The organism is Catenovulum sediminis (assembly GCF_007289895.1).
GTDB classification, from domain to species: Bacteria; Pseudomonadota; Gammaproteobacteria; order Enterobacterales; family Alteromonadaceae; genus Catenovulum; species Catenovulum sediminis.
In genome coordinates, this window is the sequence record NZ_CP041660.1 from 993,181 (window position 1) to 1,019,055 (window position 25,875).

Annotated in this window: 29 protein-coding genes; 10 read left to right on the forward strand and 19 right to left on the reverse strand. The window is 41.1% G+C overall.

Annotated features, from left to right (window positions below):
* Positions 1-286 precede the first annotated feature (286 nt).
* The 7 genes from FNT16_RS20960 (at position 287) to yacG (ending at position 6,547) form a co-directional block, all read left to right on the forward strand.
* A complete protein-coding gene (locus FNT16_RS20960; RefSeq protein WP_342779157.1) occupies positions 287-805 on the forward strand; it encodes a pilin in 519 nt (172 codons plus the stop codon).
* A 224-nt stretch (positions 806-1,029) separates the two neighbouring features.
* Positions 1,030-2,721 (forward strand): type IV-A pilus assembly ATPase PilB, encoded by a 1,692-nt coding sequence (gene pilB / locus FNT16_RS03885; protein WP_143870311.1) that lies wholly within the window; start codon positions 1,030-1,032, stop codon positions 2,719-2,721.
* A gap of 20 nt (positions 2,722-2,741) precedes the next feature.
* Positions 2,742-3,986, forward strand: coding sequence for a type II secretion system F family protein (locus FNT16_RS03890; RefSeq protein WP_143870312.1), 1,245 nt, complete (start codon positions 2,742-2,744; stop codon positions 3,984-3,986).
* Positions 3,986-4,924 carry a prepilin peptidase gene (locus FNT16_RS03895; RefSeq protein ID WP_143870313.1) on the forward strand — a complete coding sequence of 313 codons (939 nt, stop codon included), beginning with the start codon at positions 3,986-3,988 and terminating at the stop codon, positions 4,922-4,924. Before FNT16_RS03890 ends, FNT16_RS03895 begins: the two co-directional genes overlap by 1 nt.
* Complete coding sequence (coaE, locus tag FNT16_RS03900; protein WP_143870314.1) at positions 4,924-5,529, forward strand: dephospho-CoA kinase; 606 nt, start codon at positions 4,924-4,926, stop codon at positions 5,527-5,529. Before FNT16_RS03895 ends, coaE begins: the two co-directional genes overlap by 1 nt.
* Positions 5,530-5,585: 56 nt before the next feature.
* Positions 5,586-6,332: a cell division protein ZapD gene (gene zapD, locus FNT16_RS03905; RefSeq protein WP_143870315.1), complete on the forward strand. Its 747-nt coding sequence runs from the start codon at positions 5,586-5,588 to the stop codon at positions 6,330-6,332.
* A complete protein-coding gene (yacG, locus tag FNT16_RS03910) occupies positions 6,326-6,547 on the forward strand; it encodes a DNA gyrase inhibitor YacG (protein ID WP_143870316.1) in 222 nt (73 codons plus the stop codon). Before zapD ends, yacG begins: the two co-directional genes overlap by 7 nt.
* Positions 6,548-6,725: 178 nt before the next feature.
* Here the strand turns inward: yacG and ubiA are convergent, their stop codons facing one another.
* Both ubiA and FNT16_RS03920 read right to left on the reverse strand, forming a co-directional pair.
* A complete protein-coding gene (gene ubiA, locus FNT16_RS03915) occupies positions 6,726-7,592 on the reverse strand; it encodes a 4-hydroxybenzoate octaprenyltransferase (RefSeq protein WP_143870317.1) in 867 nt (288 codons plus the stop codon).
* 16 nt (positions 7,593-7,608) lie between these two features.
* A complete protein-coding gene (locus FNT16_RS03920; protein ID WP_246072461.1) occupies positions 7,609-8,157 on the reverse strand; it encodes a chorismate--pyruvate lyase family protein in 549 nt (182 codons plus the stop codon).
* A gap of 237 nt (positions 8,158-8,394) precedes the next feature.
* Between FNT16_RS03920 and FNT16_RS03925 the strand changes: the two genes are divergently transcribed.
* Complete coding sequence (locus FNT16_RS03925) at positions 8,395-8,736, forward strand: flagellar basal body-associated protein FliL (RefSeq protein ID WP_246072462.1); 342 nt, start codon at positions 8,395-8,397, stop codon at positions 8,734-8,736.
* On the opposite strand, the gene glpG is transcribed toward FNT16_RS03925, so the two are convergent.
* The 5 genes from glpG to nudE are packed head-to-tail and all read right to left on the reverse strand — an operon-like array spanning position 8,733 to position 11,896.
* The gene (gene glpG / locus FNT16_RS03930; RefSeq protein WP_246072349.1) at positions 8,733-9,578 is read right to left on the reverse strand and encodes a rhomboid family intramembrane serine protease GlpG; all 846 of its coding nucleotides are present in this window, start codon (positions 9,576-9,578) and stop codon (positions 8,733-8,735) included. The two genes, FNT16_RS03925 and glpG, sit on opposite strands and share 4 nt — an antisense overlap.
* 5 nt (positions 9,579-9,583) lie before the next feature.
* The gene (glpE, locus tag FNT16_RS03935) at positions 9,584-9,904 is read right to left on the reverse strand and encodes a thiosulfate sulfurtransferase GlpE (protein WP_143870320.1); all 321 of its coding nucleotides are present in this window, start codon (positions 9,902-9,904) and stop codon (positions 9,584-9,586) included.
* Between the two features lie 9 nt (positions 9,905-9,913).
* Positions 9,914-10,495, reverse strand: a complete 582-nt coding sequence (locus tag FNT16_RS03940; RefSeq protein WP_143870321.1) for a YceI family protein — start codon at positions 10,493-10,495, stop codon at positions 9,914-9,916.
* Entirely contained in the window at positions 10,495-11,328 is an 834-nt protein-coding gene (gene cysQ / locus FNT16_RS03945) for a 3'(2'),5'-bisphosphate nucleotidase CysQ (RefSeq protein WP_143870322.1), read from the reverse strand. The genes FNT16_RS03940 and cysQ overlap by 1 nt, the downstream gene beginning before the upstream one ends.
* 4 nt (positions 11,329-11,332) lie before the next feature.
* Positions 11,333-11,896 (reverse strand): ADP compounds hydrolase NudE, encoded by a 564-nt coding sequence (gene nudE / locus FNT16_RS03950; RefSeq protein ID WP_143870323.1) that lies wholly within the window; start codon positions 11,894-11,896, stop codon positions 11,333-11,335.
* 48 nt (positions 11,897-11,944) lie between these two features.
* On the opposite strand from nudE, the gene yrfG reads away from it, so the two are divergent.
* Positions 11,945-12,622: a GMP/IMP nucleotidase gene (yrfG, locus tag FNT16_RS03955; protein WP_143872861.1), complete on the forward strand. Its 678-nt coding sequence runs from the start codon at positions 11,945-11,947 to the stop codon at positions 12,620-12,622.
* A 35-nt stretch (positions 12,623-12,657) separates the two neighbouring features.
* Here the strand turns inward: yrfG and FNT16_RS03960 are convergent, their stop codons facing one another.
* From FNT16_RS03960 to FNT16_RS03970, 3 genes are all read right to left on the reverse strand, one after another.
* On the reverse strand, positions 12,658-12,972 hold the full coding sequence (locus FNT16_RS03960) for a peptidylprolyl isomerase (RefSeq protein WP_143870324.1): 315 nt from the start codon (positions 12,970-12,972) through the stop codon (positions 12,658-12,660).
* Between the two features lie 77 nt (positions 12,973-13,049).
* On the reverse strand, positions 13,050-14,345 hold the full coding sequence (locus FNT16_RS03965) for an adenylosuccinate synthase (protein ID WP_143870325.1): 1,296 nt from the start codon (positions 14,343-14,345) through the stop codon (positions 13,050-13,052).
* A gap of 113 nt (positions 14,346-14,458) precedes the next feature.
* Positions 14,459-14,641, reverse strand: coding sequence for a DUF2065 domain-containing protein (locus tag FNT16_RS03970; RefSeq protein ID WP_143872862.1), 183 nt, complete (start codon positions 14,639-14,641; stop codon positions 14,459-14,461).
* 190 nt (positions 14,642-14,831) lie between these two features.
* Here FNT16_RS03970 and FNT16_RS03975 point away from each other — a divergent pair, with 190 nt between their 5' ends.
* Positions 14,832-15,854, forward strand: coding sequence for a hypothetical protein (locus tag FNT16_RS03975; protein ID WP_143870326.1), 1,023 nt, complete (start codon positions 14,832-14,834; stop codon positions 15,852-15,854).
* Between the two features lie 120 nt (positions 15,855-15,974).
* Here FNT16_RS03975 and hflC read toward each other — a convergent pair whose 3' ends face one another.
* The 9 genes from hflC to FNT16_RS04020 all read right to left on the reverse strand — a co-directional run bounded on the left by hflC (position 15,975) and on the right by FNT16_RS04020 (position 25,819).
* Positions 15,975-16,850, reverse strand: a complete 876-nt coding sequence (gene hflC / locus FNT16_RS03980; protein WP_143870327.1) for a protease modulator HflC — start codon at positions 16,848-16,850, stop codon at positions 15,975-15,977.
* Position 16,851: 1 nt separating this feature from the next.
* On the reverse strand, positions 16,852-18,024 hold the full coding sequence (gene hflK, locus FNT16_RS03985) for an FtsH protease activity modulator HflK (protein ID WP_143870328.1): 1,173 nt from the start codon (positions 18,022-18,024) through the stop codon (positions 16,852-16,854).
* 15 nt (positions 18,025-18,039) lie between these two features.
* Positions 18,040-19,326, reverse strand: a complete 1,287-nt coding sequence (gene hflX / locus FNT16_RS03990) for a ribosome rescue GTPase HflX (protein ID WP_143870329.1) — start codon at positions 19,324-19,326, stop codon at positions 18,040-18,042.
* Positions 19,327-19,352: 26 nt separating this feature from the next.
* Positions 19,353-19,610: an RNA chaperone Hfq gene (gene hfq / locus FNT16_RS03995; protein ID WP_143870330.1), complete on the reverse strand. Its 258-nt coding sequence runs from the start codon at positions 19,608-19,610 to the stop codon at positions 19,353-19,355.
* A 69-nt stretch (positions 19,611-19,679) separates the two neighbouring features.
* Positions 19,680-20,603: a tRNA (adenosine(37)-N6)-dimethylallyltransferase MiaA gene (miaA, locus tag FNT16_RS04000; protein ID WP_143870331.1), complete on the reverse strand. Its 924-nt coding sequence runs from the start codon at positions 20,601-20,603 to the stop codon at positions 19,680-19,682.
* Entirely contained in the window at positions 20,590-22,506 is a 1,917-nt protein-coding gene (gene mutL / locus FNT16_RS04005; protein WP_143870332.1) for a DNA mismatch repair endonuclease MutL, read from the reverse strand. The genes miaA and mutL overlap by 14 nt, the downstream gene beginning before the upstream one ends.
* A 20-nt stretch (positions 22,507-22,526) precedes the next feature.
* Positions 22,527-23,861 carry an N-acetylmuramoyl-L-alanine amidase gene (locus FNT16_RS04010; RefSeq protein WP_143870333.1) on the reverse strand — a complete coding sequence of 445 codons (1,335 nt, stop codon included), beginning with the start codon at positions 23,859-23,861 and terminating at the stop codon, positions 22,527-22,529.
* Positions 23,858-24,313, reverse strand: a complete 456-nt coding sequence (gene tsaE, locus FNT16_RS04015; protein WP_143870334.1) for a tRNA (adenosine(37)-N6)-threonylcarbamoyltransferase complex ATPase subunit type 1 TsaE — start codon at positions 24,311-24,313, stop codon at positions 23,858-23,860. Before tsaE ends, FNT16_RS04010 begins: the two co-directional genes overlap by 4 nt.
* A 3-nt stretch (positions 24,314-24,316) precedes the next feature.
* Positions 24,317-25,819, reverse strand: a complete 1,503-nt coding sequence (locus FNT16_RS04020) for an NAD(P)H-hydrate dehydratase (RefSeq protein ID WP_143870335.1) — start codon at positions 25,817-25,819, stop codon at positions 24,317-24,319.
* Positions 25,820-25,875 lie beyond the last annotated feature (56 nt).

A 25,875-nucleotide genomic window follows, 5' to 3' on the forward strand; every position in this document is an offset into this window, starting at 1 on the left:
CCATTTTGTAAGCGATTTAGCATCTAGCCAAGATGATATTTTTTGCGGTCGAGATGATAAAACGTTCAAAAATTCGCACACTGCTGTCAATAAATTCCCGTAAAAACAAGACATCAATCACAAAGAGATCCGATATGTCGAAATTTTTTATTAAAATTTATCTATTCACTTGTTTATTTATAGCGAATCTACTAATGTAAATTTAATGCCAAAGCGTCGGTCAAAGGTGGCCTTCAGGAAACGGCAGTAAACTTGGACTACATTAGAATATTTGGAGATTTTCAACATGATGAAACGAAGTAGTAACAAAGGTTTCACCTTAATCGAATTAATGATAGTGGTTGCTATTATTGGTATTTTGGCGGCTGTCGCAGTACCTGCGTACAACGACTATTTTGACTCAGCACGTTCTTCTGAAGCTAAACAAGCTGCAGAAGCCCTTAAAAAATCGGTAACTGCTTGTATCGTGCAAGAACAAGCGCGCGGCGAAGCAAATGCAAACAACTGTGACTCTGGTAGCCGAGGCATTCCAGCAGCCTTAGGTGCGGTAGCAGGTTCAACTATTGTTTGTGGTGCGGTCATCAACGGTACTATTGTCGTTAAATCAGAAAGAGATGCTGATACAACAGCTGCACCAACGACTGCTGATTATGGTATTTCTTTAACACCAGACAATAGTGCAGGTCAAATTGTATGGTCTAGTGGTGAGTACGAAGATGCAACACAAATCAACTCAAGCGGCAGTACAGTTACGGCGCTTCTTGACACTAACACCTGTACAGAAAGCACAGCGTTAACCTTCTAATAGCGTTTTTTACAGTTATTTTTTAAAAAACACCGGCTATCACGCCGGTGTTTTTTTTCATGTTACTTTTTACATTTTTTGGTATTTACATTCTTTTTTGTTTTCTTTTCTACATTTATCTCATCTCTAATCTCTCACCAAGATGTTATAAAATCTCAAGATTATGTTAACCATAACGAATATGCTGTGTTAGACTGAAAGGAGATTAAAGATGGGAAATAAGCATGGCAGCAATAGATTTTCGTATATTTTCCGGCGGTTTATTAGACCTTCACCAACAAGAAGAAATTCGCTCGCAAGACTTAAAGTCACATATTGAGGCGATTCAATACATCCGTAAGCATGGCTGGTATAGTGAATTAGAACTCGCAGAAGAAATCAGCCAACGATTTCACACCCCTCTTTTTGATTTAAATTATTTTGATATTAAATCTATCAAGCCTGAACTGTTAAAAGAAAAATTATCAGAAAAACATAAAGTTTTACCTTTATTCTTACGTGGGCGAACGCTTTTTCTAGCAACCGTCAATCCATCCAGTGCCAGCGCACAAGAAGATTTTCAATTTAGCACAGGCTACAACGTTGAGTATTTATGCGTAGAAGCCAGTAAGTTAAATCAAGCAATTGAAACCGCCTATGAAACAGAAGAAGGCCAGCTGGATTTAGATGATTTTGATGAACAGGAATTAGCTGGCATTGAAGTTGGCCAAGATAAAACCGTCGAAGAAAATGAATCAATCGAAAATGACGATGCGCCGATTGTTGTCTATATTAACAAAATTTTACTCGACGCCATTAAGCGTGGCGCTTCGGATTTACACTTCGAACCGTATGAAAAAAGCTATCGGATCCGATTTCGTATTGATGGCATTTTACATGAGGTTGCCTCGCCGCCCGTTTCTTTGTCTACCCGCCTTGCCGCTCGATTAAAAGTGATGTCTCGGTTAGACATAGCCGAAAAGAGAAAACCGCAAGATGGTCGCATAAAACTAAAGATATCAGCTAAAAAGTCCATCGATTTCCGTGTTTCTACCCTACCAACTTTGTGGGGCGAAAAAATCGTAATGCGTATCTTGGATTCCAGTAGCGCCATGCTGGGTATTGATGTGTTAGGTTATGAGCCAGAGCAAAAAAAATTATATTTGCAAGCCTTAGAAAAACCACAAGGTATGATTTTGGTGACGGGCCCAACAGGGAGCGGTAAAACCGTATCTTTATATACGGGGTTAAATATTTTAAACACCTCAGAAACAAATATCTCGACGGCAGAAGATCCGGTTGAAATTAACCTTGAAGGTATTAACCAGGTGCAAGTCAACCCTAAAGCTGGGTTAACCTTTGCAGAAGCATTGCGCTCATTTTTACGTCAGGATCCGGATATTGTTATGGTGGGTGAGATCCGAGATTTAGAAACGGCAGAAATAGCAATAAAAGCGGCACAAACAGGTCACCTTGTGCTTTCGACGCTGCATACCAACTCAGCCGCTGAAACGCTCACGCGTCTTTTAAATATGGGTGTACCGAGTTTTAACATTGCCAGTTCAGTCAGCCTTATCATCGCACAACGATTAGCCAGACGCTTATGTAAACATTGTAAAAAACCCGTTGAAGTATTGCCCACAGAGCAAGAATTATTGGATTTTGGCTTTTCAGCTGCACAATTAAAAGATTTAACACTTTATGAACCCGTAGGTTGCGAACTCTGCTCATCTGGATACAAGGGGCGAGTCGGTATTTATGAAGTCATGCCAATCAGCGCGAACATGGCAAATATTATTATGCGAGAAGGCAACTCAATAGAAATTGCCAAACAAGCACAACAAGAGAAAATTGCTAATTTACGCCAGTCAGGTATTAAAAAGGCGATCTCAGGCATGACCAGTTTAGGCGAAGTTAGCCGGGTCACTAGCTATTAATAAATCAACAAGGAAAGAAGATGGCAATCTCCAAAAAAAAGAATAAAACCAAAGTTGCCCAACAAGATATTTTTATCTGGCAAGGGGTTAACCGAAAAGGGATGAAAACCGGTGGGGAGCTGGCAGCTGATAGCGCTAAAGCGGCGCGTGAGCAATTAAAACATCAAGGTGTTAACCCAACCAAAATCAAGAAAAAACCCAAGCCATTATTTGGTAATGGTGCTAAAAAAATTGTTGCTAAAGATATTGCGGTTATTTCACGTCAGTTGGCAACCATGTTAAATGCGGGTGTTCCTTTAGTGCAATCGGTCGAGTTAATTGCCAAGGGAAATGAAAATGCCAATATCAGACATTTATTAAATGAGGTTGGGCATGGAATTCAAGCCGGTTCGCCACTGAATGAAGTATTGCGACAACACCCCAAGTACTTCGACGACTTATATTGCGACTTAGTGATGGCCGGTGAGCAATCTGGTGCACTGGAAGGCGTTTATGACAGAATAGCAACCTATAAAGAAAAAGCCGAAGCGCTTAAATCTAAAATCAAAAAAGCGATGACGTATCCAATTGCCGTATTATTAATCGCAGCAATTGTCACCGTTATTTTATTGGTTTTTGTGGTACCTCAATTTGAACAAATCTTTAGCAGTTTTGGCGCCGAATTACCCGCATTTACACAGGCCGTCATCGGTGTTTCGAATATACTGCAGTCGCATGGACCTAAACTGTCAGCAGCTGTGATTGTTGGTGTTTTTCTATTTGTACGGGCTTACAAAAATTCGAGAAAACTCAGAGACAGGCTGGATGGTTTGTTACTCAAACTCCCCATTTTTGGCATGATATTAAATAAAGCGTCACTTGCACGCTTTTCCAGAACCTTGGCAACAACCTTTTCTGCAGGTGTCCCTTTAATTGAAGCTTTAGATTCAGCTGCTGGTGCATCCGGTAACGCCGTGTATCGCAACGCAATAATGACTATCAAAAGTGAAGTATCCGCTGGTATGCAAATGAATATAGCCATGCGCAACACAAAATTATTTCCCGACATGGTCATACAAATGGTACAAATAGGGGAAGAATCAGGCGCTATTGATGACATGCTGAATAAAGTTGCTAACATCTATGAGCAAGAGGTTGACGACGCTGTAGACGGCTTATCAGCCTTAATAGAGCCTATGATTATGGCAATTTTAGGTGTGGTCATTGGCGGCCTCATTATTGCGATGTATTTACCTATCTTTCAACTGGGGAAAATCGTTAGCTAATGGATATTTCAGCAATTATCAATGTATTTGAGCAATACCCTGTCGTTTGGTTATTGAGCATTTTGCTCTTTTCTTTGTTAGTCGGTAGTTTTTTAAATGTAGTTATTTATCGTCTGCCCGTGATGTTAGAAAATGCATGGCGCAGTGAGTGTGAAATATTGTTAGAACTACCGAGTCAACGTCCAATCACAGATAAAAATGCAGCCTTGACACAGGATGCACAGACACAGTGTGCTGAGACTAAGCACGAAACTTTTAATTTGATCATCCCTAACTCGCACTGTCAAAATTGTAAACGCCCAATCAAACCTTGGTTTAACATCCCCATTTTGGGCTGGTTAATGCTGCAAGGAAAATGCGCTAATTGCGCACAAAAAATATCCGCTCGTTATCCTTTAATCGAAGCATTAACAGGTGCTTTAGGCCTGGTCGCCGCTTGGCAATTTGGTGTTAGCAGTGAAACATTATGGGCTTTAATTTTCACCTACTTTTTAATTTGTATGTGTTTTATCGACTTTGATACCATGTTATTGCCTGATCAATTAACCTTACCCTTGTTATGGTTAGGCTTATTAGCCAATTTAAATAGTACGTTTGTTGCGCTGGATGATGCTGTACTGGGTGCGCTTTTTGGCTACCTATCATTGTGGCTGGTGTTCCAGCTATTTAAACTGGTTACCGGCAAAGAAGGCATGGGCTACGGTGATTTTAAATTGTTGGCTGCGCTGGGAGCTTGGATGGGCTGGCAATCCTTGTTGGTTATTATTCTAATATCATCGATTGTTGGCGCTGTGTTAGGTATCGTATTACTCAAATTAAGAAATCAGGATCAACAACAACCGATTCCATTTGGCCCATTTTTGGTGATTGCCGGTTGGATTGCTTTTTATTGGCGTACAGACATTATTGATTTTTACCTTAAACATTGGGTTGCCTAGTGTCGAATTTTATTGTTGGCCTGACTGGCGGAATTGGCTCAGGCAAAAGCACGGTCGCCCAATTTTTTGCTGACTTTGATATCAGGGTTATAGATGCGGATGTTATCGCCAGAGAAGTGGTCGCCCCCGGCAGTCCTTGTTTGCAAAAAATTACGGATCACTTTGGTAACGCTATTCTGACCGACGAAAATAGCTTGGACAGAGACAAATTAAGGCACATAGTATTTACTCAGCCTGCTGCTAAAAATTGGCTCAATCGCTTATTACACCCCGTCATTCGCGAAAATATGCTAATGCAGTGCAAAACGGCATCTTCGCCATACTGTTTACTGGTTGTCCCTTTATTAATAGAGAATAATTTACAACATCTGGTCAACCGTATTTTAGTCTGTGACTGTCTCGAATCTACACAAATCAAACGAACCATGCTACGTGACAACAATTCGCAGGCACTGGTTGAAAAAATTATGCATAGCCAAATAGATCGCGCTAACAGGTTAAAAGCGGCTGATGATATTGTCGATACCGAAGCAGCAATAACAGAGGTGGAAAAAAAATGTCAAATATTGCATCAATTTTATTTAAAATTAGCAAATTGTAATTGAGTGCGTTAAGCTATTGATTAAAATTATAACAACCTAAGTCGATTACTATTGTCGTTATGACAGAAATATTGTACGAATTTCCACTAAACGAAAAAATTCGCACTTATCTGCGAATTGAAACTTTGTTAGAGCGCATTAAACAACAATGCGGTCGCTCGGATGCATGGGCAATATTAGATTACTTAAACGGCTTATTCGCTATCCTTGATATCATTGAGCGTGGCGATTTAAAATCTGACCTGTTAAAAGATTTAGAAAAACATGAAAAGCAGCTAGTTGTTTGGGCAGAACATCCCAGTGTCAACAACAATGCACTGCAATCTTTGTTGGCCTCAGTTATTGAAATGTCGGGTCGCCTGATGTCAAGCAGTAAACTCGGTCAAAAGTTACGAGAAGATAAATTTTTATCTTCTATTAAGCAAAGGTTTTCTATTCCCGGTGGAAACTGCTGTTTCGACTTGCCGCATTTACATCAATGGCTCAATCAACCGGTTGAAAAAATTACCCAAGATCAAAACCGTTGGTTAGATGCATTAGATATTTTACAAACCGTCGTTGAACTTGATCTTAAAATGATTCGTGAAAAAGCAAAATTTATGCAGTGTCAGGCAGAAGCCGGTTTGTATCAGGATTCTGTTGATAATGTTGAATTGCTGCGCATCAAGTTACCGTCGGAAAGTCCTTACTATCCCACGGTAAGTGGTCATAAAAACCGTTTTGCCATTCGTTTCATGGAAACCGATTCCGCTTTAAGTAAATCAGCCTGTCAACAAGCCTTAGGATTTCAACTCGCAACATGTTAAAAGTACAATGCCCAACCTGTGATACTCAAGTAGAATGGAAAGAAGCTAATAAATTTAAACCTTTTTGCAGCCACAGATGCAAACTGATTGATTTAGGCGAATGGGCCAGTGAATCCAATGTTATTGCTGGGCCTAGCGCCAATGAGCTTGATCCCAGAATGGATGAGTTTGACATTGAAGCCAGCTTTCAACCTTCGGACGATTTTTTCCGTTAATACACTTTGTTCGATTAATATTTGTTCTATTTATATTTGTTATTGTGAAATTACGTACAGCTAATTAAACCGCATGCTCGCTGTAGATATCAGTGCGCATTTGCCTGCGGATCATAAAGTCATAGCAAAAATAAACCTGAGTATATGAATAAACAACAGCTTATTTCTGCTTTATGCTTTACTGCGCTGCATTTAATTGTAAGTAACTGAGTATGATACCGATGAATATGATCAATCCGGCATAGTGATTTTGCAAAAATGCGTTAAAGCAGCTGACTCTATCACGCGCACGTACTTGCCAGTAATGGTATAAAAACAGCCCCAGAGTCAATCCAACAGCTAGATAATATGGCTGTGTTAAACCCGCTAATTGACCAATACAAAACCAACCAACAACCGTTAACAGTTGTAGCAGCAATACGGCTAACCTCTCAAATCGACCAAATAAAATTGCACTCGACTTTATATTTACTTTTAAATCATCGTCGCGATCGACCATCGCATACAAAGTATCATAGGCGACTGTCCAAGCTAGGTTAGTCGCGTATAGCACCCAAACGACCAAAGGCAACTTGTTTTGTATCGCCATAAATGCCATTGGAATTGCCCAACTAAATGCGGCGCCTAAAAACACTTGTGGTAAATGTGTATAACGCTTCATAAACGGATACAAAGCCGCTAAACCCAGAGCACCAAAAGAGAGTAAAATGGTGTTTAAGTTAAGCTGTAAAACTAGGAGAAACGAAACAATGACCAGTGCGAAGAATAAAGTTAACGCTTGTTTGGTTGTAACCACTCCGGTTGCTAATGGTCTATTTTTCGTGCGCTCAACAAAACCGTCCACTTTTCTATCGGCAAAGTCGTTGATAACACAACCGGCACTTCGCATAAAAATCACCCCCAAACTAAATATCAGTACAATATGCCAGTCTGGCTGTCCGTTAGCAGCAATCCATACCGCCCATAATGTGGGCCACAATAATAAATAAATGCCAATCGGTTTGTCTAAACGCGTAAGCTGTATATATGCTTTTATCTTCTTCATCAATTTTGCTTTTGTATTATCTATTATATAAAGGACTCGTCGGTAGAAATATTTCGGCAACTGACAAGGGTGATTGATTCAGTTCAAATATCGATCGTCGCCCATACAATTGTTTGCTCTGTAAATTGCCCTCAGACGACAGCTGGCTGGCAAATTTATATATACGGCTGGTATCCGGTATAATTGCCAGCTCAATATTTGTACGACGCATGTCAGGGCGCGCAAATAATGCTTCACCGAGTGGTTGTGTACCCAGCTCTGTCAAAAATAGGTTTTCTTGCGTCAAACTCGTTTTAGGTATGCAAGTATGAGCGTATACCATCGCCTGTTGATTGCATATAAGTAACACTTCTCGAACTAAATATTCAGAGCAGGAAAACACGCTATTGCTAATTTTATTGTGGTCTGTTAGCCAACATTGCCCCAAAACCTGCACGCTAAAATTACAATACATAGATTTTAATTTAGCGGTTAACGAAGCCGGATCTAATAACCAATCCAGTACGATTTCAGGTGCATCAATTTTTGGCTGCCAATTGGCGCTATCACCAACCGGGAAAGTCATCGTCACGAATATCCCCACTATTCTAAAACAACAGAATGATATCATTTTTTTGCCCTTGATCTTACCTGCCACCTCCTATCGCAGCAAATTACTAAAATAAATTCACATTAAGCGGTTAACTATCTCGTATTTATCACTATAATCTAAGGGTCTAGAAATCAATCGATTAGGGCTAAACCTGTAATGCGCATGATAAAATTTAATGCTTTCTCTCTTTTATGTTTATTCGTCAGTAGCATGGCATTTGCCGAAGAAGACGCATTCGCTTATTTTGGCTTTGAACCAGACATTATTACCAACTACATCACAACGAAAAAGAAACCTGGATATGTCCGAATTACCGTTGAATTGATGTTAAATGATGCTTCTTACCTAGAAGTCGTTGAACATCATTCACCATTGTTACGCGATGCGATAGTCGACATACTAGGTAAAGAGCCGGAAGAAAAAATAAAATCGCTCACAGGGCGTGAAGAAGTCAGGAAATTGTGCGCAGAGAAAGTGAAATCTCTGCTGCGCAAAGAAACAGGGCAAGAGTTAATTAGAGACGTTCTGTTTACGAATTATCTATATCATTAAGCCTGTGATTGAGCGGGCCGCTTTTCAATATAGGCCCATAACATTCCGCTAATTAAACCACCTAGATGCGCCCAATTCGCCATTTGCTGACCAAGGATGCCGGAAAAGCCAGCAACTAACCACAATAACATCAAAACAAAAATACCATTTGGGATTTGTAATTGCAGTTTATTTAGTTTGGTCGCTATCCAAGCGTATCCCATTAACCCATAAACCACACCTGAAAGACCAATGAAGGCAGCATTTTCCATCCTATACTGCAGCAAATGCGCAGTCAATGCCGTTACGCACGTTATATTGAATAACCAGTTGGCGCCTTTAATGAGTTCCAATCGGCCGGCCAACCATACCCACCAGAATAAATTGAAGATTAAATGCATCCAATCACCATGCATCAAGGCAGGCGTAAACAATCTATATATTTCTGTAATTTCGAGCTGATTAACCGAAATTGGAAAACCGAGATACTGATAGATCCAAGGGTGAAAGCCAATAAATTGAGCGATAAATACGACCACGATCAGCACACCAATAATACGTGTTAATATTCCAGTTTGCTGCCTAAGCGTAGCGAAAAATCCGCTACTGGTTGTTTGCTGATCAGGGGTGATATCTTCAATCTGACCTAGCTGCCAAGAGGCATCCAAAAATTTTTCATCATGCGGGTTATCGATAAATTCTTGCAGCAAATATTGCGCATGACTCAACTGTTCTTCATACCGGATATATACATGAAAATCTGAATTTTCGGGTTGGATATGATTCTCGATATGATTCAGTTGCAGATAATCAGAAACCGCTTTAGCGGCTCGGATATCTGCAAAACGGGCTAGATGTATCAATTTAATTAATCAGCCTTAGCGAATGGAAAACTTTTACGCCAAGTTTCAAAACCACCATCCATACTATACACATCTTCAAATCCTTGTTGTGCAATGTACTGTGCAGCGCCTTGGCTAGAGACCCCGTGATAACACACGACTATTACGGGCTGATCGAAATCTGCTTGCTGCATAAATTGACTCAAACTACCATTCGTTAAATGAAACGCGCCTTCAATATGACCGGCATTAAATGATTGCTCGTCTCGAATATCGACCACTTTCACATCATCTGTTGCTAATAAATCAGCGACTTTCTGACAGTCAATATGTTTAAATTCAGACATTCGCGCTCCCTACTCTGCGTTAAAAGTGAGGTTAAAGGTAACGGGCACGACATAAGTAATTGAAGGTAAACCAGCTAACTCTTGCAACTTGTTAATGCCTTCAATCAATGAGTAGTCCGCAGCGTTAATTAATACCGGTTGCAATGAGGTAACAAACAGTTGCTTGCCCTGTGTTTTGACAACAGAAACCTGAGTTTTGATTGTTTGCTGCTGACCATGCAAATCCAATTTTGCGTCTAACTCTAGTGTTTTTAATGTCCCCGTTTGTAAGCTTGCTAATAAACCGTCAGGTAATTTAAGCGAAACTACCGCAGTTTGAAATTTGCTGGTTTCAAACAAATATTGCTGCATTCGCTCGTTACGAATTGGAATATTTGTCTCAACCGAAGCCAAATCGATAGAGACAGAGCTGTTACCTTGCGCGTCAATAAAGCCCGATAAGTTTTTGAAGCGATGCGACTCAACTATTTGCGATTTTTTAACCGATAAAAAGTTAAGCTGAGAGGCTGTATTGTCTAATGTCCAAGCTGCTAATAATTGATTGGAACAAGCCAACAAAACGCCTGTTAATAAATATTTTATAAATTTCATTAATCTAAAATCCTTTGAGTTTTATGCGGTATTATAATATCACGCCATGCTAATTTGACATCGCCAATCACAATAAAGTCTGGATTAGCCAACGTTTTTCTTTTGTTATAGCTTAACGCATTAAACTCGCTATCCAAAATATTCCCACCCGCTTCATTTAAGATACAATGACTTGCACCTGTATCCCACTCACCGGTTGGTCCAACTCTTAAATAAAAATCAGCGCACCCTTCAGCTATCAGGCAGCTTTTTAAAGAGCAGCTGCCCAGAGCCACTCTTTCATACTGCTGCACATTGCGAATATACTGATCGACCGTGTTGTTTTTTTGTACCCGCGAAACCGCCAATCGCAAAGAGTGATGATCTTCATGCTGTGTAACTTGAATGCGTTGCACGCCAGATGCATCTTGCTTAAACGAACCATGTCCTTTAACCGCAAAATACCAAATATTTTTAGTCGGCCAATAAATCACCCCTAAGTTAGGTTCGCCGTCGACGATTAATGCTATATTGACTGCAAAATCGCCGCTGCGAGAGACAAACTCTTGTGTGCCATCCATGGGATCTAACAGCCAATATTGATTCCACTTTTTACGTTCTGCATAACTAACAGCACAAGATTCTTCTGATAATATTGGAATATGCGGCGTTAAGTTTCGCAGTTCATCCATTAGGACTTCATTCGCCGCATAGTCGGCAGAGGTGACAGGTGATTCATCTAATTTATGGTAAAGTTCAAATTCACCTTGGTTATAAATGGCCATAATTGCCTCACCAGCCTGATGAGCAATTTTTTTAACATCGGCTAACAGTTCGATGGGGTGCGGTTTCATTATCTCACTTAAAATACTTTCGAGCTAAAAATAACGCTGCAACACTGCGCGCTTCGGTAAAGTCTTCTCGTTCCAGCAACTCATCTATATTATGAACTGACCAAGGCACAATATCCAAGGGTTCTGGCTCATCTCCTTCTAATTTTTCTGGATATAGTGATTTAGCCAACAAAATATGCATGCTAGAGCGAAAATATCCGGGTGCCATGGTTAAACTTTTCAGAGAGCTGATTTCTTTACAACCCATACCAATTTCCTCTTTGAGCTCGCGGTCAGCCGCTTCCTCAGGTGTTTCCCCTTCATCAATTAAACCTTTAGGAAAGCCTAACTGGTAATCATGTGTACCTGCTGCATACTCGCGTACTAAAATAAAGGTTTCATCATCTAGCATGGGTACCATCATGACAGCACCATTACCTTTTCGATTACCTCTTAATCTCTCATATTCTCGCTCTTCGCCATTGCTAAACTTCAGTTGCAATGTTTCTATCCGAAATAAGCGGCTTTGAGCAACAACTTCACTTTGTAAAATTAGAGGTAAGGTTTTCTCGTCGAGTCCTTTTTTCATGTTTTCTGGTATAATTTGCTAACTTTCAGTCAACATATACCATTAATCATGAAGCTGCAATGGCAAGATATAGATACTGTATTATTAGACATGGACGGCACTCTGCTAGACCTGCATTTTGACAATTATTTTTGGATGCAGCATTTACCTAATCGTTATTCCGAACTAAAAGGTCTTAACCCAATTGAAGTGAGCGAGGATCTAAATCGAAGATACCAAGATTTGCAGGGGCAACTAAAATGGTACTGTTTTGATTATTGGGCTGAACAATTAGAGTTAAATATTATGCAACTCAAACACGAAGTGGTGCATTTAATTCAAATCAGACCCGGCGTGATAGAGTTTTTACAAGCTTTAAAAAATGCCCCTTTTAAAGTGATTTTGTTAACCAATTCACACCGTGATGGTATGCAGCTTAAATTTGATAAAACAGGCATTGACCTTTATTTTGACGAGATTGTCAGCAGTCATGATTACGGCTTTAGTAAAGAGCAGCAATTATTTTGGCAGCAAGCTGAACAACAACTCGGTTTCAATAAAACACGCAGTTTATTTATTGATGACAGTTTAGCCGTGCTCGCTGCTGCAAAACAATTTGGTATTAAGCACATACTCGCGATTGATAACCCTGACAGCCAACAACCGAAAAGAGTCATTTCTGACTACAGGGCAATTAGTGACTATCAAGCACTGACAGAATCACTTGCGAAATTTGTAGGTGAATGAGTTCTGAAGGTTTTAAAAACGCTGGTCGCTAAATTTTATTTTAAGTAGTGGACTTTGATCAAATGATAACCAAATTTAGTCTTAACAGGGCCCACTATCTCACCCGCTTTAGCAGAAAATACCGCAGCATCAAATGCTTTGACCATAGTACCCCGCTTAAACTCACCCAAATCGCCCCCCTTTTTGCCAGTCGGACAATTTGAATAACGTTTCGCAAGCATCGCAAAATCCGCCCCTTTTTCCAGCGCTTTTTGAATTTCAGCGATTTTATCTGGGTTGCGTGTCAGTATGTGTTGTGCCGAAGCAAACATCTGTTTTCCTGAACGTTTTTTACCTGCGTAAACGACCATGATTCTTCAACCTTAAACATTAAAAAGCCGGCTAATGTGCCGGCTTATCATTACACTCTGCTTTTTTTAATTCGTATTTACGCAAATGGGTTTTGCAAAATCATAGTTTCGTTTCTATCTGGGCCAGTAGAAACAATATGAATTGGTACTTCTAGAATTTCTTCTAAACGCTTTAAATAATTGCGCGCGGCTTGCGGTAACTTATCGTATTCTGTTACGCCAAAGGTGTTGTCATCCCAGCCTGGCATCGTTTCATAGACTGGTGTTACCTTTTCATAGCCTTCTGCAGCCATAGGCGGTACATTACTGACGTTACCTTCTTTATCTTGATAACCAATACAAATTTTAACTTCTTTTAAACCATCTAGTACGTCAAGCTTAGTGACACAAAAACCGGTAATGGAGTTAATTTGTACAGCACGACGCATTGCGACTGCATCAAACCAACCTGTACGTCGCTTACGTCCAGTTGTTGCACCAAACTCATGACCTTTAACACCTAGATGTTGCCCCACCTCACAATCGAGTTCAGTTGGGAATGGACCTGAACCGACACGTGTCGTGTAGGCTTTAACAATACCTAAAACATAATCTAAATAACAAGGACCAAAACCACAGCCTGTCGCAACACCACCCACTGTGGTATTTGAAGAAGTCACGAAAGGATAAGTACCATGATCGATATCAAGCAAAGTACCTTGTGCACCTTCAAATAAAATCGATTCACCATTTTTACGGGCTTGGTCTAAAACTTCAGTTACATCAACCACCATTGATATCAAAGTGTCACGGTAAGACATTGCTTCGTCTAATACAGTCTGATAATCAACAGCTTCAGCTTTGTAATAATTAACCAACGCAAAATTGTGATATTCCATCACTTCTTTCAGTTTTGTCGCAAACTGCTCTGGACAGAAAAGATCACCCACGCGCAAACCACGGCGGGCCACTTTATCTTCATAAGCCGGACCTATGCCACGGCCTGTTGTGCCAATTTTGTTGTTACCACGAGCCGCTTCACGCGCTTGATCTAGTGCAATGTGGTACGGTAATATCAATGGACATGCTTCACTGATTTTCAGCTGTTTCTCAACCTGAACACCGCGCTGTTTGAGCTCGTTCATTTCTTTAAGCAAAGCTTCTGGTGAAAGCACGACACCATTACCAATAATACAAGTCACGTTATCACGTAAAATACCGGATGGTATTAAGTGCAATACGGTTTTTTCGCCATCAATAATTAAAGTGTGACCTGCATTATGGCCACCTTGATAGCGAACAACATAACTTGCCTTGTCAGTTAATAGGTCAACGACCTTCCCTTTACCTTCGTCACCCCATTGGGTGCCTAGAACAACAACATTTTTACCCATAATTCTGTGTCTTTTAAAAAAAGCAGGGCGCGGATTCTACCAATTTGCGCGCTTAAAATCATTAATAAAAGCAGAATAAATTAGCCTGTTTTGCACTAACTTATGTTCAACCATCAGTTTAACCATAAAATGATAGTACCAACCAATAGCAAGCCCCCTCCGATCACTCTCAATTGATTTTCCGGCGTTGTCGCCATCTGAATAAGATAACGCCTCCATTTATTGGGGAATAAAAAAGGCCCAATCCCTTCAAGAATCAAAAAGAGTGCAATCAGTTTTAACCAGTCAATATCCATAGTTTCATTATTAAATTTCAAGGTGAATTTCAGCTGTCTAATTAAGCTGATAAAAGTGGAAACCAAATCACACTTTAATCTAATCAACACTAAAATTATACAGCAGAGAATTGAAAGTTAAGCAAAATAATCTACATTGAAATGGTGATACACAAGTTCGTTAAACAAAAGCAATATACGGAAAACAAAAATGTCAAAAAAAACAACACTCGCACTGCTTATCTCGGCGATTTTATGTGGATGTTCACTTGAAATCGAAACCGATGAGGAAAACAACAATGAGCCTGATAATCAGGTACAAGACTCAGATAACGATGGCTTTAACGATAATGATGATCGATTTCCGCATGATCCAAACGAATGGGCAGACGCAGATTTAGATGGTGTTGGCGATAATACTGACAACTGTTTGGAAATACCGAACCCAAATCAGTTCGATGAAAATGAGAATTCAGTCGGCGATGCCTGTGATATTTTTGCATTTGATCAATCTGCAATTCCATTTACCTCAGACGAAGATAATTTAGAAGGGATAGTCGCTTGGAACGTCGGCGCACCTGCAATAGAGGATGAAAATACCGGCCATCGTATCCCAGACCCTTATTACCTCGAAAATATCAATGAATATGCATACTATTACCTAGCTTCTCGCGACTACGCACAAATAAACCCCAATAGCCCAGGTGTAATTGCCGCCACAGATGGTGCTATGACAGGATTTCCTCACTTTGCCAATGCAATGCAGACATACGGCTATAGTGAATCTGATATCAGGTTAAGATTTGGATTAATGACATTAGGAGATGATGTTGAAGGTGTGGATTGGCAGTTAAACGGTGATACTGAGACCCGTTATTATACTGGTGGTACTTTTTCTATCGAGTTAGATGAAACAACAATTTTGTCCGGTGATATGCCGCAATTAACATTGGATATAAAATACAATGTTGCGCAAAATCCTTTAGACGATGAGATTTCCGGTATAACCGAGCCAGTTGATTCGCAAAGCATTAATGTGGTTGCGGATGATAATGTAATGCAGATCATGGCTAACGCATTTTTAGCCGATGTAGCACAATCTGATGTCGGTTTAAGACTTGTTTTTGATTCAATTCAACCCGCAGGTCAATCAGAATATGAAGATGTGAACAATGCTCGAGGGGGCGCGTATTTTGAGCCACAAAATGGTCGTTTGGAAATCGTACAAGACTAACCCTGATTAACGAATTGCCTTCAAAGGTGCCTTTAGTTAAAAGATAAAAAAATCCCCTTTCAATTTTATTGAAAGGGGATTTTTATTAATTTGTACTAATAGGCGGTTTGTTGTAGTCGTTTACTTACCAACTTGCCCCATATACTTAAAGAATTCACCGTCTGGTTTCACCAACATTACGTCATTTTTGCTATGGAAGCTTTCTTTATATGCATCTAAGCTACGTAAAAAGGCGTAAAACTCTGGATTTTGGTTATACACATCGGCGTAAATCTTTGCCGCTTGTGCATCCCCTTCACCTTTAACCGATCTTAAATTACGTTCTGCATCGGCAATCATAACAGTAATTTTCGCATCAATATCTGCTTTAATAAATTCGGCTTGCTCTTTACCTTGCGATCTGTGCTCAGCGGCAACGGCATTACGCTCTGCACGCATCCGATCATAAATGAAGCTACTCACCTCTTCTGGTAAGTTAATCTTCTTTACACGCACATCAACCACTTCAATACCTAACTCTCTAGCACTTTCAGCGACCAACAATAAAGCTTTATCCATTAACTCATCACGCTCGCCAGATACAATTTCAGCGATCGTACGTGAACCAATTTCACTTCTTAGGCCATTGCTAAACTTGCGGTCAAGTAACCCTTCTGCATTAGATTTAATGCCACTGGTCTTCAAGTAATAAGTTTCAAAATCCTCAATACGCCATTTAACATATGAATCGACAATTAAATCTTTCTTTTCAGATGTTACAAAACGGTCAGCTTCACCATCTAAAGTTTGAATACGAGCATCTAAAATTCTCACTTTTTCGATCAATGGAATTTTTAAATGTAACCCTGGCTCGTATACCACAGTGGTGTTTTGGCTATCACGTTTTACTTTACCAAACTGGATAACAATCCCCCGCTGGCCTTCATTAATCACGAACAAGGAAGAATAAGCAGCAATAAACACGCCTACGATAAGCGCTACTATTACATTTTTCATTTTAACGCCCTCCTGAGTAACGATTGCTTTCACGAACACTTGAAGACTGATTGCTTCGTGATTGATTCACCGGCGGAGAATACTGCCCAGATTTTGGTGTCTGATCAGCTGTCGAACTGCTTTGATTACTTTTTTGCTGCTCTAATATTTTATCCAAAGGCAGATAAATCATGTTGCCGCTCCCTTCAGAATCCAACAATATTTTTGTGGTATTAGAATATACCTGCTCCATAGTATCTATATACAAACGCTGTCGAGTAACTTCAGGTGCAGCTTCATACTCAGGTAATAACTTTTCAAAGCGCGCAACTTCACCTCTAGCTTCTAAAATAACACGTTGTTTGTAAGCTTTGGCTTCTTCTTCCATACGGCGGACGACACCTCGCGCTTCCGGCTCACGAGCCCTAGCATAAGCTTGTGCTTCCTGGATGTAGCGGTTTTCATCTTCCTGTGCAGCGATAGCATCATCAAATGCAGGTTTCACTTGCTCTGGCGGACGAACAGCCAAGAAGTTCATATCCACTACCTGTAAACCCAAGTTGTATTTATCTATGGTGTTTTCCAGCAATTGCCAAGTGCTTTGGCGCACTTCTTCACGGCCTGTAGTCAACACGTTGTCCATGGTGGTATGACCAACAACATAACGTAATGCGCTGTCTGTAGCCTGACGTAAACTGTAAATTGGTTCGGTCACACTAAATAAAAAATCACGAGGATTTTCAATTCGGTACTGAACTTCCATCTCCACCATAACGACATTTTCGTCTTTCGTTAACATCATTCCACTGGAAGTCAGAGAGGCTACACTTTCAACGTTTACAGGGATCACTTTATCTGCAAACGCCGGTTGCCATTGCAAACCAGGTTCAATAATGCTGTGAAATTGACCAAAACGTAATACAACCCCACGCTCTGCTTCGCGTATCGTTGATAAACCTAAATAACCCCAGACAAACAAAAGTATAACAGCGACCAGTATTAATCCAGAGCTGCTAAATCCACCACCATTTTGTGGGTCCGATGAACCACCGCCACCTTTACCACCAAATGAACGGCGAATTTTCTTCATTGTGTCTTTATAGATTTCGTCTAAATCAGGTGGACCTTGATTCTTGCCACCACGATTTCCCCACGGGTCTTTGTTGTTACTATTACCCGGTTCGTTCCAGGCCATGATGCACTCCAATAATCAATGAATAATAAATTTTTCTAATTGGTTTTGATGTGTTTTATTAAGACGATTCCAGTCTTCACTTTGCATCTTCACATCAACTAGCCAATCACCAATCTCGCTATAAGATTCTTGTTGAATACAATCTAATTGATACAGCACACCACGCCATTGCTGTTCTGCTTGTGGTATCGCTAACTTGTATTCTACCATTTGACGCGCCAGTCTTTCTGATAAAGCGTCAAACAACAGCTCGCAGCCTTCGCCTGTCTGCGCTGACAGCCAAACGCGAATGACATTGCCTTCATCATCCCGGTCAATATGCGGCTTCACATCTTCCAACTGATCAATCTTGTTGTAAACCAAAATCTGCGGCACGTCATCGGCTTCAATTTCTTCTAGCACTTTACTGACGGCGTCAATATTCTCGGCTCGCCTGTCATCTGCAGCGTCAATAACATGTAGCTGCACATCTGCGTCCCGAGTTTCTTGCAGTGTTGCTTTAAATGCAGCAACTAGATCGTGTGGTAGATGTCGGATAAAACCAACCGTGTCGGCCAGTATCGCATCTCCCACTTCATCTAATTTTATTTTTCGCAAAGTTGGATCGAGCGTCGCGAATAATTGATCTGCTGCATACACTTCAGATTCAGTTAATCGGTTAAATAAAGTTGATTTGCCGGCATTTGTATATCCAACCAAAGAGATAGTCGGTGTATCAGAACGTTTGCGTGCTCGCCTTCCCTGATCTCGCTGCTTTTCAACTTTTTCTAGTCGACGTTCAATGTTTTTAATACGTCCGCGAATTAATCTACGGTCCGTTTCCAATTGAGTTTCACCTGGACCGCGCAGTCCGATCCCACCTTTTTGCCTTTCAAGGTGCGTCCAACCTCTGACCAAACGGGTCGAGATATGTTTAAGCTGCGCGAGTTCGACCTGTAAATTACCTTCATGGGTACGCGCTCGCTGCGCAAAAATATCTAAAATTAAAGTCGTTCTGTCCAACACCCGGCATTTCACTAAAGCTTCAACATTTTTTTCCTGCGATGGGCTTAGTGCGTGATTAAATATCACTACATTCGCTTCCAACGCAACAACCGCTTGTTGAATTTCCTCGGCTTTTCCTGAACCGACAAAAAATTTAGGATCCGGTTTAGCACGAGATGCCGTAATAACAGCAAGGGATTCAACCCCTGCTGAGGACGCTAATAATTTCAGCTCATCTAAGTCTTCTTTGGCGACTTCATCGTCTAAATCAACATGAACAAGTATCGCTTGATCGCCTGCTTTATATCTATCAAACAAGCAACAAACCTCGCTCTTTAATATTTTTATTCAACTTCAGTATCGTTACTATAATTCGCTTGTGCATTCGGATTTGTCTGGAAAGGGCGAGCCGGTACAACAGTCGAAATTGCATGTTTGTACACCATTTGACTCACGGTATTTTTTAATAAGATAACAAATTGATCAAATGACTCTACCTGCCCCTGCAGCTTGATGCCATTTACCAGATATATAGATACTGGGATTCGTTCTCTACGTAACGCATTTAAAAACGGGTCTTGTAATGATTGTCCTTTGGCCATCGTCGGCTCCTTATTGTTTTTATTTAAAAAGCATTCTAGTAGTTAAGTTTATAATTAACTAGCGCTAATTTACTTTATCGTTGAAATTGTACGATTTATCAACCCTGATTGTTCACTGTCTAACCAGTTTAACTGCGGCCAGTTTCGTAACCATGTCAATTGTCGCTTTGCCAATTGACGTGTCGCTACTATGCCACGGAATACCATTTCATCATAATCTATAATTTTTTCAAGGTAATCCCACATTTGTCTGTACCCAACACATCTGATAGAGGGTAAATCAGGATGTAGATCACCTCGAGCATGTAATTTTTTTACTTCATCTTCAAATCCATTTGCCAGCATCTGCATAAAGCGTTTTTCGATTCGCCCATGCAAGATACTTCTGTCCTCAGGTGCAATCGCAAACTGAGTCACTTTATAAGGAAATGCCTGCCCTTTATCTTGCGTTAACTCTGTCATGGTTTTACCGCTAATGCGATAAACTTCCAATGCACGGTTAATACGTTGTGGATCATTTGGGTGTATGCGCTGCGCGGCAACTGGATCGACTTCTGCCAACATTGCATGCATTTTTTCCCATCCGATTGATTGCGCTTCTATCGCCAATTGAGCGCGGACTTCTTCATCTGCGGCTGGCAATTCCGAAAGCCCATCTAATAAAGCTCTAAAGTACATCATAGTGCCGCCCACTAATATAGGCATTCTATTTCTCTGATGAATCTCGGCTATTAACCGCAACGCATCTTTGCGAAAATCCGCTGCTGAATACACATTTGCAGGATCGACAAAATCTATCAAATGGTGCTTTACCTGCGCCATTTCTTCAGCACTGGGTTTTGCCGTTCCAATATCCATCTGTTGATACACCAGCGCTGAATCAACACTGATGACTTCGCACTCTAGATGTTTGGCAAGCTCTAAAGTCAAGGCTGTCTTGCCAGATGCAGTTGGCCCCATTATAAAAATGGCTTCAGACTCATAGCCCTGCATGATATGACCCGCCGATGTCTGCTAAATTTATTTTTTTTGCATTTAATTTTAAAAATTGGTGCATTTTGTTTGTTGCATCAGTTTTATATGATTGCAACCATAATTGAATCTTCTGGTCTTTGTTTTTGTCTTGTTCAACGATAGCACAAGCCAAGGTTTTAATGACCGCTGTTTGCGACACATCTGCAATCTCAGACAAGCCGTCTAACCATGTTGAAATACAGCAACTTAAATCAATATCTTTCAGTATAGAAGGGATTTTTTGGACTACAAGTGTATCTTGTGACGCAGTTATAAAAGAAAAACCTAATTGATTCATTAATTGCATACTCGCTTCAAATGCGCTTCGCTGTTTATCATTTATTTTGAACGAAGTCGGCAACAACAAGGGTTGATTGACCACACCTTGTGCAACCTGTTGTGTTAATTTATGCTGGATTGCCTTCACCAACAAACTGTGACTGGCAATCACAAAAACGTCATCCTGATAGTAAAATAGTAACCACTTCCCCTGCACTGAAGTCAATAATTGCCACTCTTGAAAATTATCTTCGACCAATCGTGCTCGGTTATTTTCTGAACTTTCACTCGGCTTATGACCGGTGTGCACTTCACTGTTAGCCGAACCTAATAACTCACGATACTGTGCAACTTGCTGGCGGCTATCAACGGCTTGTTGTTTATTAAACGCTTGCTGTAAGCCCGATGTTTTCACTTGCCCCGGAAACAATGAGCGCCCCGCACCGATTAATTCGCTCGCGATATCCCGAACGCCTCCACTTCGCTGCTCGCGCGGTTCAGAATAGCGACTGAATTCACTGCTATTTGCGGGTGAGTTCATCGCTGATGTCGAACTGGAGGTTGCGACGTCCAGAGGTTTAGCATCATTGACCCACGAAGCTTGTAAGCTTTGTTGTAATGCTTTATGAAGTGCCTGATAAACAAAATCATGGACAATGCGCGCTTGATGAAAACGAACTTCATGTTTAGCCGGATGGACATTTACATCAACTTGTTTTGGATCTATTTCTATAAATAAAACATACGCGGCGTACATTTCACTGGGTATGTTGTCTTCATATACTTGTCGAATAGCGTGATTAATCAATTTATCACGCATCATTCGCCCATTTACATAACAATACTGCAAATCATTTTGGTTGCGCGCTGCTTGAGGTAAACCTAACCAACCTGTGATCTTGATATTGTCATAATCAGCATTCACCATTATCGAAGATTCAATAAATTGGCGCCCACAAATGGCTTGAATGCGAGTGTTTTTATGATTGTCAGTTTTAACCGCAGGATAATTGCGCTGCAAAGCACCATTGTGACTGAGCTTAATTTGCACGTCAAAGCGACTCAGGGCAATGCGCCGCACCACTTCGTCTATATGATTGTATTCGGTTTTGTCGGTTCGCAAAAAGCGTCTTCTGGCTGGGGTGTTAAAAAACAAATCAGCAACTTCCACGCATGTCCCGGTTGGATGGGCTGCCGGTTGTATCTCTACCTGCATGTCTCGCCCTTCAGCACGAGCAGACCAAGCTTCATTTTGTTGTGCGGTTTTAGAAGTCAGCGTTAAACGAGAAACAGAACTAATGCTGGCCAAAGCCTCGCCTCTAAACCCCAAACTAATAATTTGTTCTAAATCTGCTAAACAAGCAACTTTTGAGGTTGCGTGTCGGCTAAGTGCAAGCATTAACTCATTTTTTGCAATACCGGAGCCGTTATCTCTGATGCGAATAAGTTGACTGCCGCCTCTTTCTATCTCTATTTCAATTTTACTCGCGCCTGCATCTAAGCTATTTTCCAACAACTCTTTAACAACAGAAGCTGGCCGCTCAACCACTTCTCCGGCAGCAATTTGGTTGGCTAATTGTGGCGACAATATTTGAATTGGCATACAGGGGCTAATTACGTTCCCTATGATTGAGGAATTTTAAGGGTCTGACCTATGTGCAGCACATCGGATTTTAATCGATTAATATCTTTAATAGCTGAAACGGTTGTAGCATAACGCTTCGCGATTACAGATAAAGATTCGCCTTTGCTGACAATATGGTCTTTATTGCGATGCATTTTAGCATACAGAGTGCCCTCTGGTGGATACTTACGGTAATGATTTTTAATTGCTTTGGCAATCGCACTGGCTAGTTTTTGTTGATGTTCGCGCTGACTAAGCTTAACTTCTTCTGTCGGATTAGAAATAAATCCTGTCTCGATTAACAGTGACGGAATATCGGGTGATTTCAACACCCCTAAACTGGCTGTCTGTGGCGTACGCTTGTGCATTTTTGTCACCGCGCCCAGTTGTTTCACCATCTCTTGACTGAGTGCATAACTGGTCGACATTGAGTGGTCCATCGACATATCGAGTAATGCTTTAGCGAGATACTTTTCGTTTTGTGTATCTTTGATAATTTTACCCGCCCCACCTAATAACTCAGAGTGTTGCTCTCGCTGCTCGATCCAGCGTCCTATTTCCGTATTCGCACGGCGTAATGATAACATCCAGACGGAGCCTCCTCTTGGTTGTGGGCTGGTAAACGCATCTGCATGAATCGATATCAACAAGTCTGCTTTTTTCTGACGCGCAATGACAGAACGTTTATTGACATCGACATAATAGTCACCTGTGCGGATCATAACGGCTGACAAGCCCGGCTCTGAGTTAATTAATCGCTCTAGTTTACGGGCAATTTGATAAGTCACTTTCTTTTCATACAAACCACTGGGCCCAATCGAACCTGGGTCTTCACCGCCATGTCCTGCGTCTATCGCAACAACAATATCGCGTCGTCCGCCAACATCAACTTGCTTTTTGGTATCATGCTGTTTTTTCTGGCTGGTGTCGGTTAAATCCACCACCAAACGATCACCATAATTACCAATTGGCGCGAGCGAGAAAATACCAGCCTGCAGGCTTTTATTTAAATCAAGCACAATCCGCTGTGAGTTTTTATATTCAGGTCGACTGTAACGAACCCGCTTAATTAAATCACCTTTAACCTGTGTTTTTTCCAACTCAAAAGCTTTCTTCGTCTCTCTTAAATCAATCACCAGACGATGTGGGTTTTTCAAAAAGAAATAGCTATATTGTGGTTTATCTTTCAGGTCAAACACCACTCGGGTACTATCGGGTGAGGGCCAAATACGTACACCTTCAATCTGGTTTGCAGCAAAAGTCGACACGCTGGCAAGCAGCATGCAATAGCAAAAAAATTTGGCAGTGTTTAATAAATGGCTCAACAACTTCATATTAGTTTTTCAACAACCCGAGTTCCTAATGCAGTTTTTGCTTCAATTTTAAGCGAACGCTGTTCAGCTTTATGATACATATTAACCATTAGATCGGCTTGTGCCAACCATCCAGCACCTTTTTCAGGCCATTCGATAATCACGATATTATTCTCAGAAAAATATTCTTCTATTCCGATAAAGTCTAGTTCTTGCGGATCAGCCAAACGATATAAGTCAAAATGATATACATTGAGATTATGCAACTCATAAGGCTCTACTAATGTGTAGGTTGGCGACTTCACATTGCCAGAAAACCCTAACCCCTGAATCAAACCTCGGCTGAAGGTTGTTTTGCCGGCACCCAAATCACCTTCAAGATAGATCACCAGCGGCGCTTCAACGGCAGTTGATAATTTGCGACCAAATTGGACCGTTTTTTCAGCATCCGTTAACTCTATTTCATACTGCATGTTTTAGCTCTCGATTGCTTGGTTAACACACTGACGAACAAAAGACATTAAGTCACTCGCTATCATGCCCCTCTCGCCTTGTTTCGCGGCTTCATCTCCGGCTTGCGCATGTACAACAACCGCCAACTCAGCAGCCAATGTCGGCGCAAAACCCTGCGCGATAAAAGCACCGCATATTCCAGCCAGCAAATCTCCCATTCCGCCGCTCGCCATCCCCGGGTTGCCGGCTTGACAGACAGAGGTGTCTTGCGAGGAAGCAATTAAGCTACCATGTCCTTTTAAAATGCAGACACCACCATAACGCGCCTGAATTTGCTGCGCGGCGGCGTACCTATCGTGTTGTATATGTGAACTGCTCTGCTGTAATAATACACCCGCTTCACCTGGATGAGGTGTTAAAATCCAATTATTCTTTTTAACCGCGTGTTCGGCCAGCCAATGTAAGGCATCAGCATCGACAACTTTATTTTGTTCTAACTCACAAGCAATTTGCATCAACCCATTTGCCCAGCCACTGCGGCCCAACCCCGGTCCGATTACAATCGCGTCAGCTTGCTGCATCAATGTTTTAGCTTCAGTTGTAATACCATTAACCCCATAAACCATCAGTTCAGGGCGACCTTGACTGACCTGAACGACATTGTCCGGATGCGTTATCACACTGACAGTTCCGGCCCCTGCGCGTAAAGCGCCTTCTGCCGCAATCCGAATGGCTCCCGACATACCGCGATCGCCGCCAATACACAATAAACGACCAAATTGCCCCTTATGGCTATTGCGTGCTCGCGGCTTAAAATAAAATTTTTGCTCGGATAATTGTAACAAACGAAAATAAGCTTGATTAGCCTTTTCCACATGCTGTGCGACATCGAGCGGCGCAAAATGAATTTCACCACAATAATCGCCCGCATCAGCGGTAAATAAACCAGACTTTAAAGCAATAAAAGTCACCGTATGCGTCGCTTTGATCGCATTGCCCATCACATCGCCAGTATGCGCATTCAGGCCACTTGGTACATCCGCACTAATAACCAATCGACCTGCTTGATTAACCGCATCAAATATCACACTCCACTCTGGCTTTACAATTTTGTTTAAGCCAATGCCAAAAACGGCATCGACGATCACAGAGAAAGATGAAAAATCGCAACTTTCAACATTTTTAAAGTGAATACTGTCCGGTAATTGAGCCAATGCTTGCTGCGCTTCGCCACTCCAACTTTGACAGCCAGGCATAGTGGCAAGCTCTACATGCCATCCAGCAGTATGTGCCAGCCGAGCGACGACAAAACCGTCACCTGCATTATTGCCTTTCCCCAGCAAGATACAGAGTGTTTTTTCTTTGAAAAAACAATTTTCAATAAGCTCAAAAATAGCTTCGCCTGCCTTTTGCATTAATTCAAACAAGCTTAAGCCTTGCTGCTGAGCGGCCCATTTTTCACTATTTTTTACCTGTTCTGGCGTATATAAATTACGAGGTAAATGTCGATTACTGGATAACTTCATGCACAACCATTATATCTGACGAAAACTGAGTATATAATACGTTAAATAAATACGCT

Coding starts and splice junctions, on each gene's coding strand:
- FNT16_RS20960 (WP_342779157.1), top strand. CDS start 287: ATGATGAAACGAAGTAGTAACAAAGGTTTCACCTTAATCGAATTAATG.
- pilB (WP_143870311.1), top strand. CDS start 1,030: ATGGCAGCAATAGATTTTCGTATATTTTCCGGCGGTTTATTAGACCTT.
- FNT16_RS03890 (WP_143870312.1), top strand. CDS start 2,742: ATGGCAATCTCCAAAAAAAAGAATAAAACCAAAGTTGCCCAACAAGAT.
- FNT16_RS03895 (WP_143870313.1), top strand. CDS start 3,986: ATGGATATTTCAGCAATTATCAATGTATTTGAGCAATACCCTGTCGTT.
- zapD (WP_143870315.1), top strand. CDS start 5,586: ATGACAGAAATATTGTACGAATTTCCACTAAACGAAAAAATTCGCACT.
- yacG (WP_143870316.1), top strand. CDS start 6,326: ATGTTAAAAGTACAATGCCCAACCTGTGATACTCAAGTAGAATGGAAA.
- ubiA (WP_143870317.1), bottom strand. CDS start 7,592: ATGAAGAAGATAAAAGCATATATACAGCTTACGCGTTTAGACAAACCG.
- FNT16_RS03920 (WP_246072461.1), bottom strand. CDS start 8,157: ATGACTTTCCCGGTTGGTGATAGCGCCAATTGGCAGCCAAAAATTGAT.
- FNT16_RS03925 (WP_246072462.1), top strand. CDS start 8,395: ATGGCATTTGCCGAAGAAGACGCATTCGCTTATTTTGGCTTTGAACCA.
- glpE (WP_143870320.1), bottom strand. CDS start 9,904: ATGTCTGAATTTAAACATATTGACTGTCAGAAAGTCGCTGATTTATTA.
- FNT16_RS03940 (WP_143870321.1), bottom strand. CDS start 10,495: ATGAAATTTATAAAATATTTATTAACAGGCGTTTTGTTGGCTTGTTCC.
- cysQ (WP_143870322.1), bottom strand. CDS start 11,328: ATGAAACCGCACCCCATCGAACTGTTAGCCGATGTTAAAAAAATTGCT.
- nudE (WP_143870323.1), bottom strand. CDS start 11,896: ATGAAAAAAGGACTCGACGAGAAAACCTTACCTCTAATTTTACAAAGT.
- yrfG (WP_143872861.1), top strand. CDS start 11,945: ATGAAGCTGCAATGGCAAGATATAGATACTGTATTATTAGACATGGAC.
- FNT16_RS03960 (WP_143870324.1), bottom strand. CDS start 12,972: ATGGTCGTTTACGCAGGTAAAAAACGTTCAGGAAAACAGATGTTTGCT.
- FNT16_RS03965 (WP_143870325.1), bottom strand. CDS start 14,345: ATGGGTAAAAATGTTGTTGTTCTAGGCACCCAATGGGGTGACGAAGGT.
- FNT16_RS03970 (WP_143872862.1), bottom strand. CDS start 14,641: ATGGATATTGACTGGTTAAAACTGATTGCACTCTTTTTGATTCTTGAA.
- FNT16_RS03975 (WP_143870326.1), top strand. CDS start 14,832: ATGTCAAAAAAAACAACACTCGCACTGCTTATCTCGGCGATTTTATGT.
- hflC (WP_143870327.1), bottom strand. CDS start 16,850: ATGAAAAATGTAATAGTAGCGCTTATCGTAGGCGTGTTTATTGCTGCT.
- hflK (WP_143870328.1), bottom strand. CDS start 18,024: ATGGCCTGGAACGAACCGGGTAATAGTAACAACAAAGACCCGTGGGGA.
- hfq (WP_143870330.1), bottom strand. CDS start 19,610: ATGGCCAAAGGACAATCATTACAAGACCCGTTTTTAAATGCGTTACGT.
- miaA (WP_143870331.1), bottom strand. CDS start 20,603: ATGCAGGGCTATGAGTCTGAAGCCATTTTTATAATGGGGCCAACTGCA.
- mutL (WP_143870332.1), bottom strand. CDS start 22,506: ATGCCAATTCAAATATTGTCGCCACAATTAGCCAACCAAATTGCTGCC.
- FNT16_RS04010 (WP_143870333.1), bottom strand. CDS start 23,861: ATGAAGTTGTTGAGCCATTTATTAAACACTGCCAAATTTTTTTGCTAT.
- tsaE (WP_143870334.1), bottom strand. CDS start 24,313: ATGCAGTATGAAATAGAGTTAACGGATGCTGAAAAAACGGTCCAATTT.
- FNT16_RS04020 (WP_143870335.1), bottom strand. CDS start 25,819: ATGAAGTTATCCAGTAATCGACATTTACCTCGTAATTTATATACGCCA.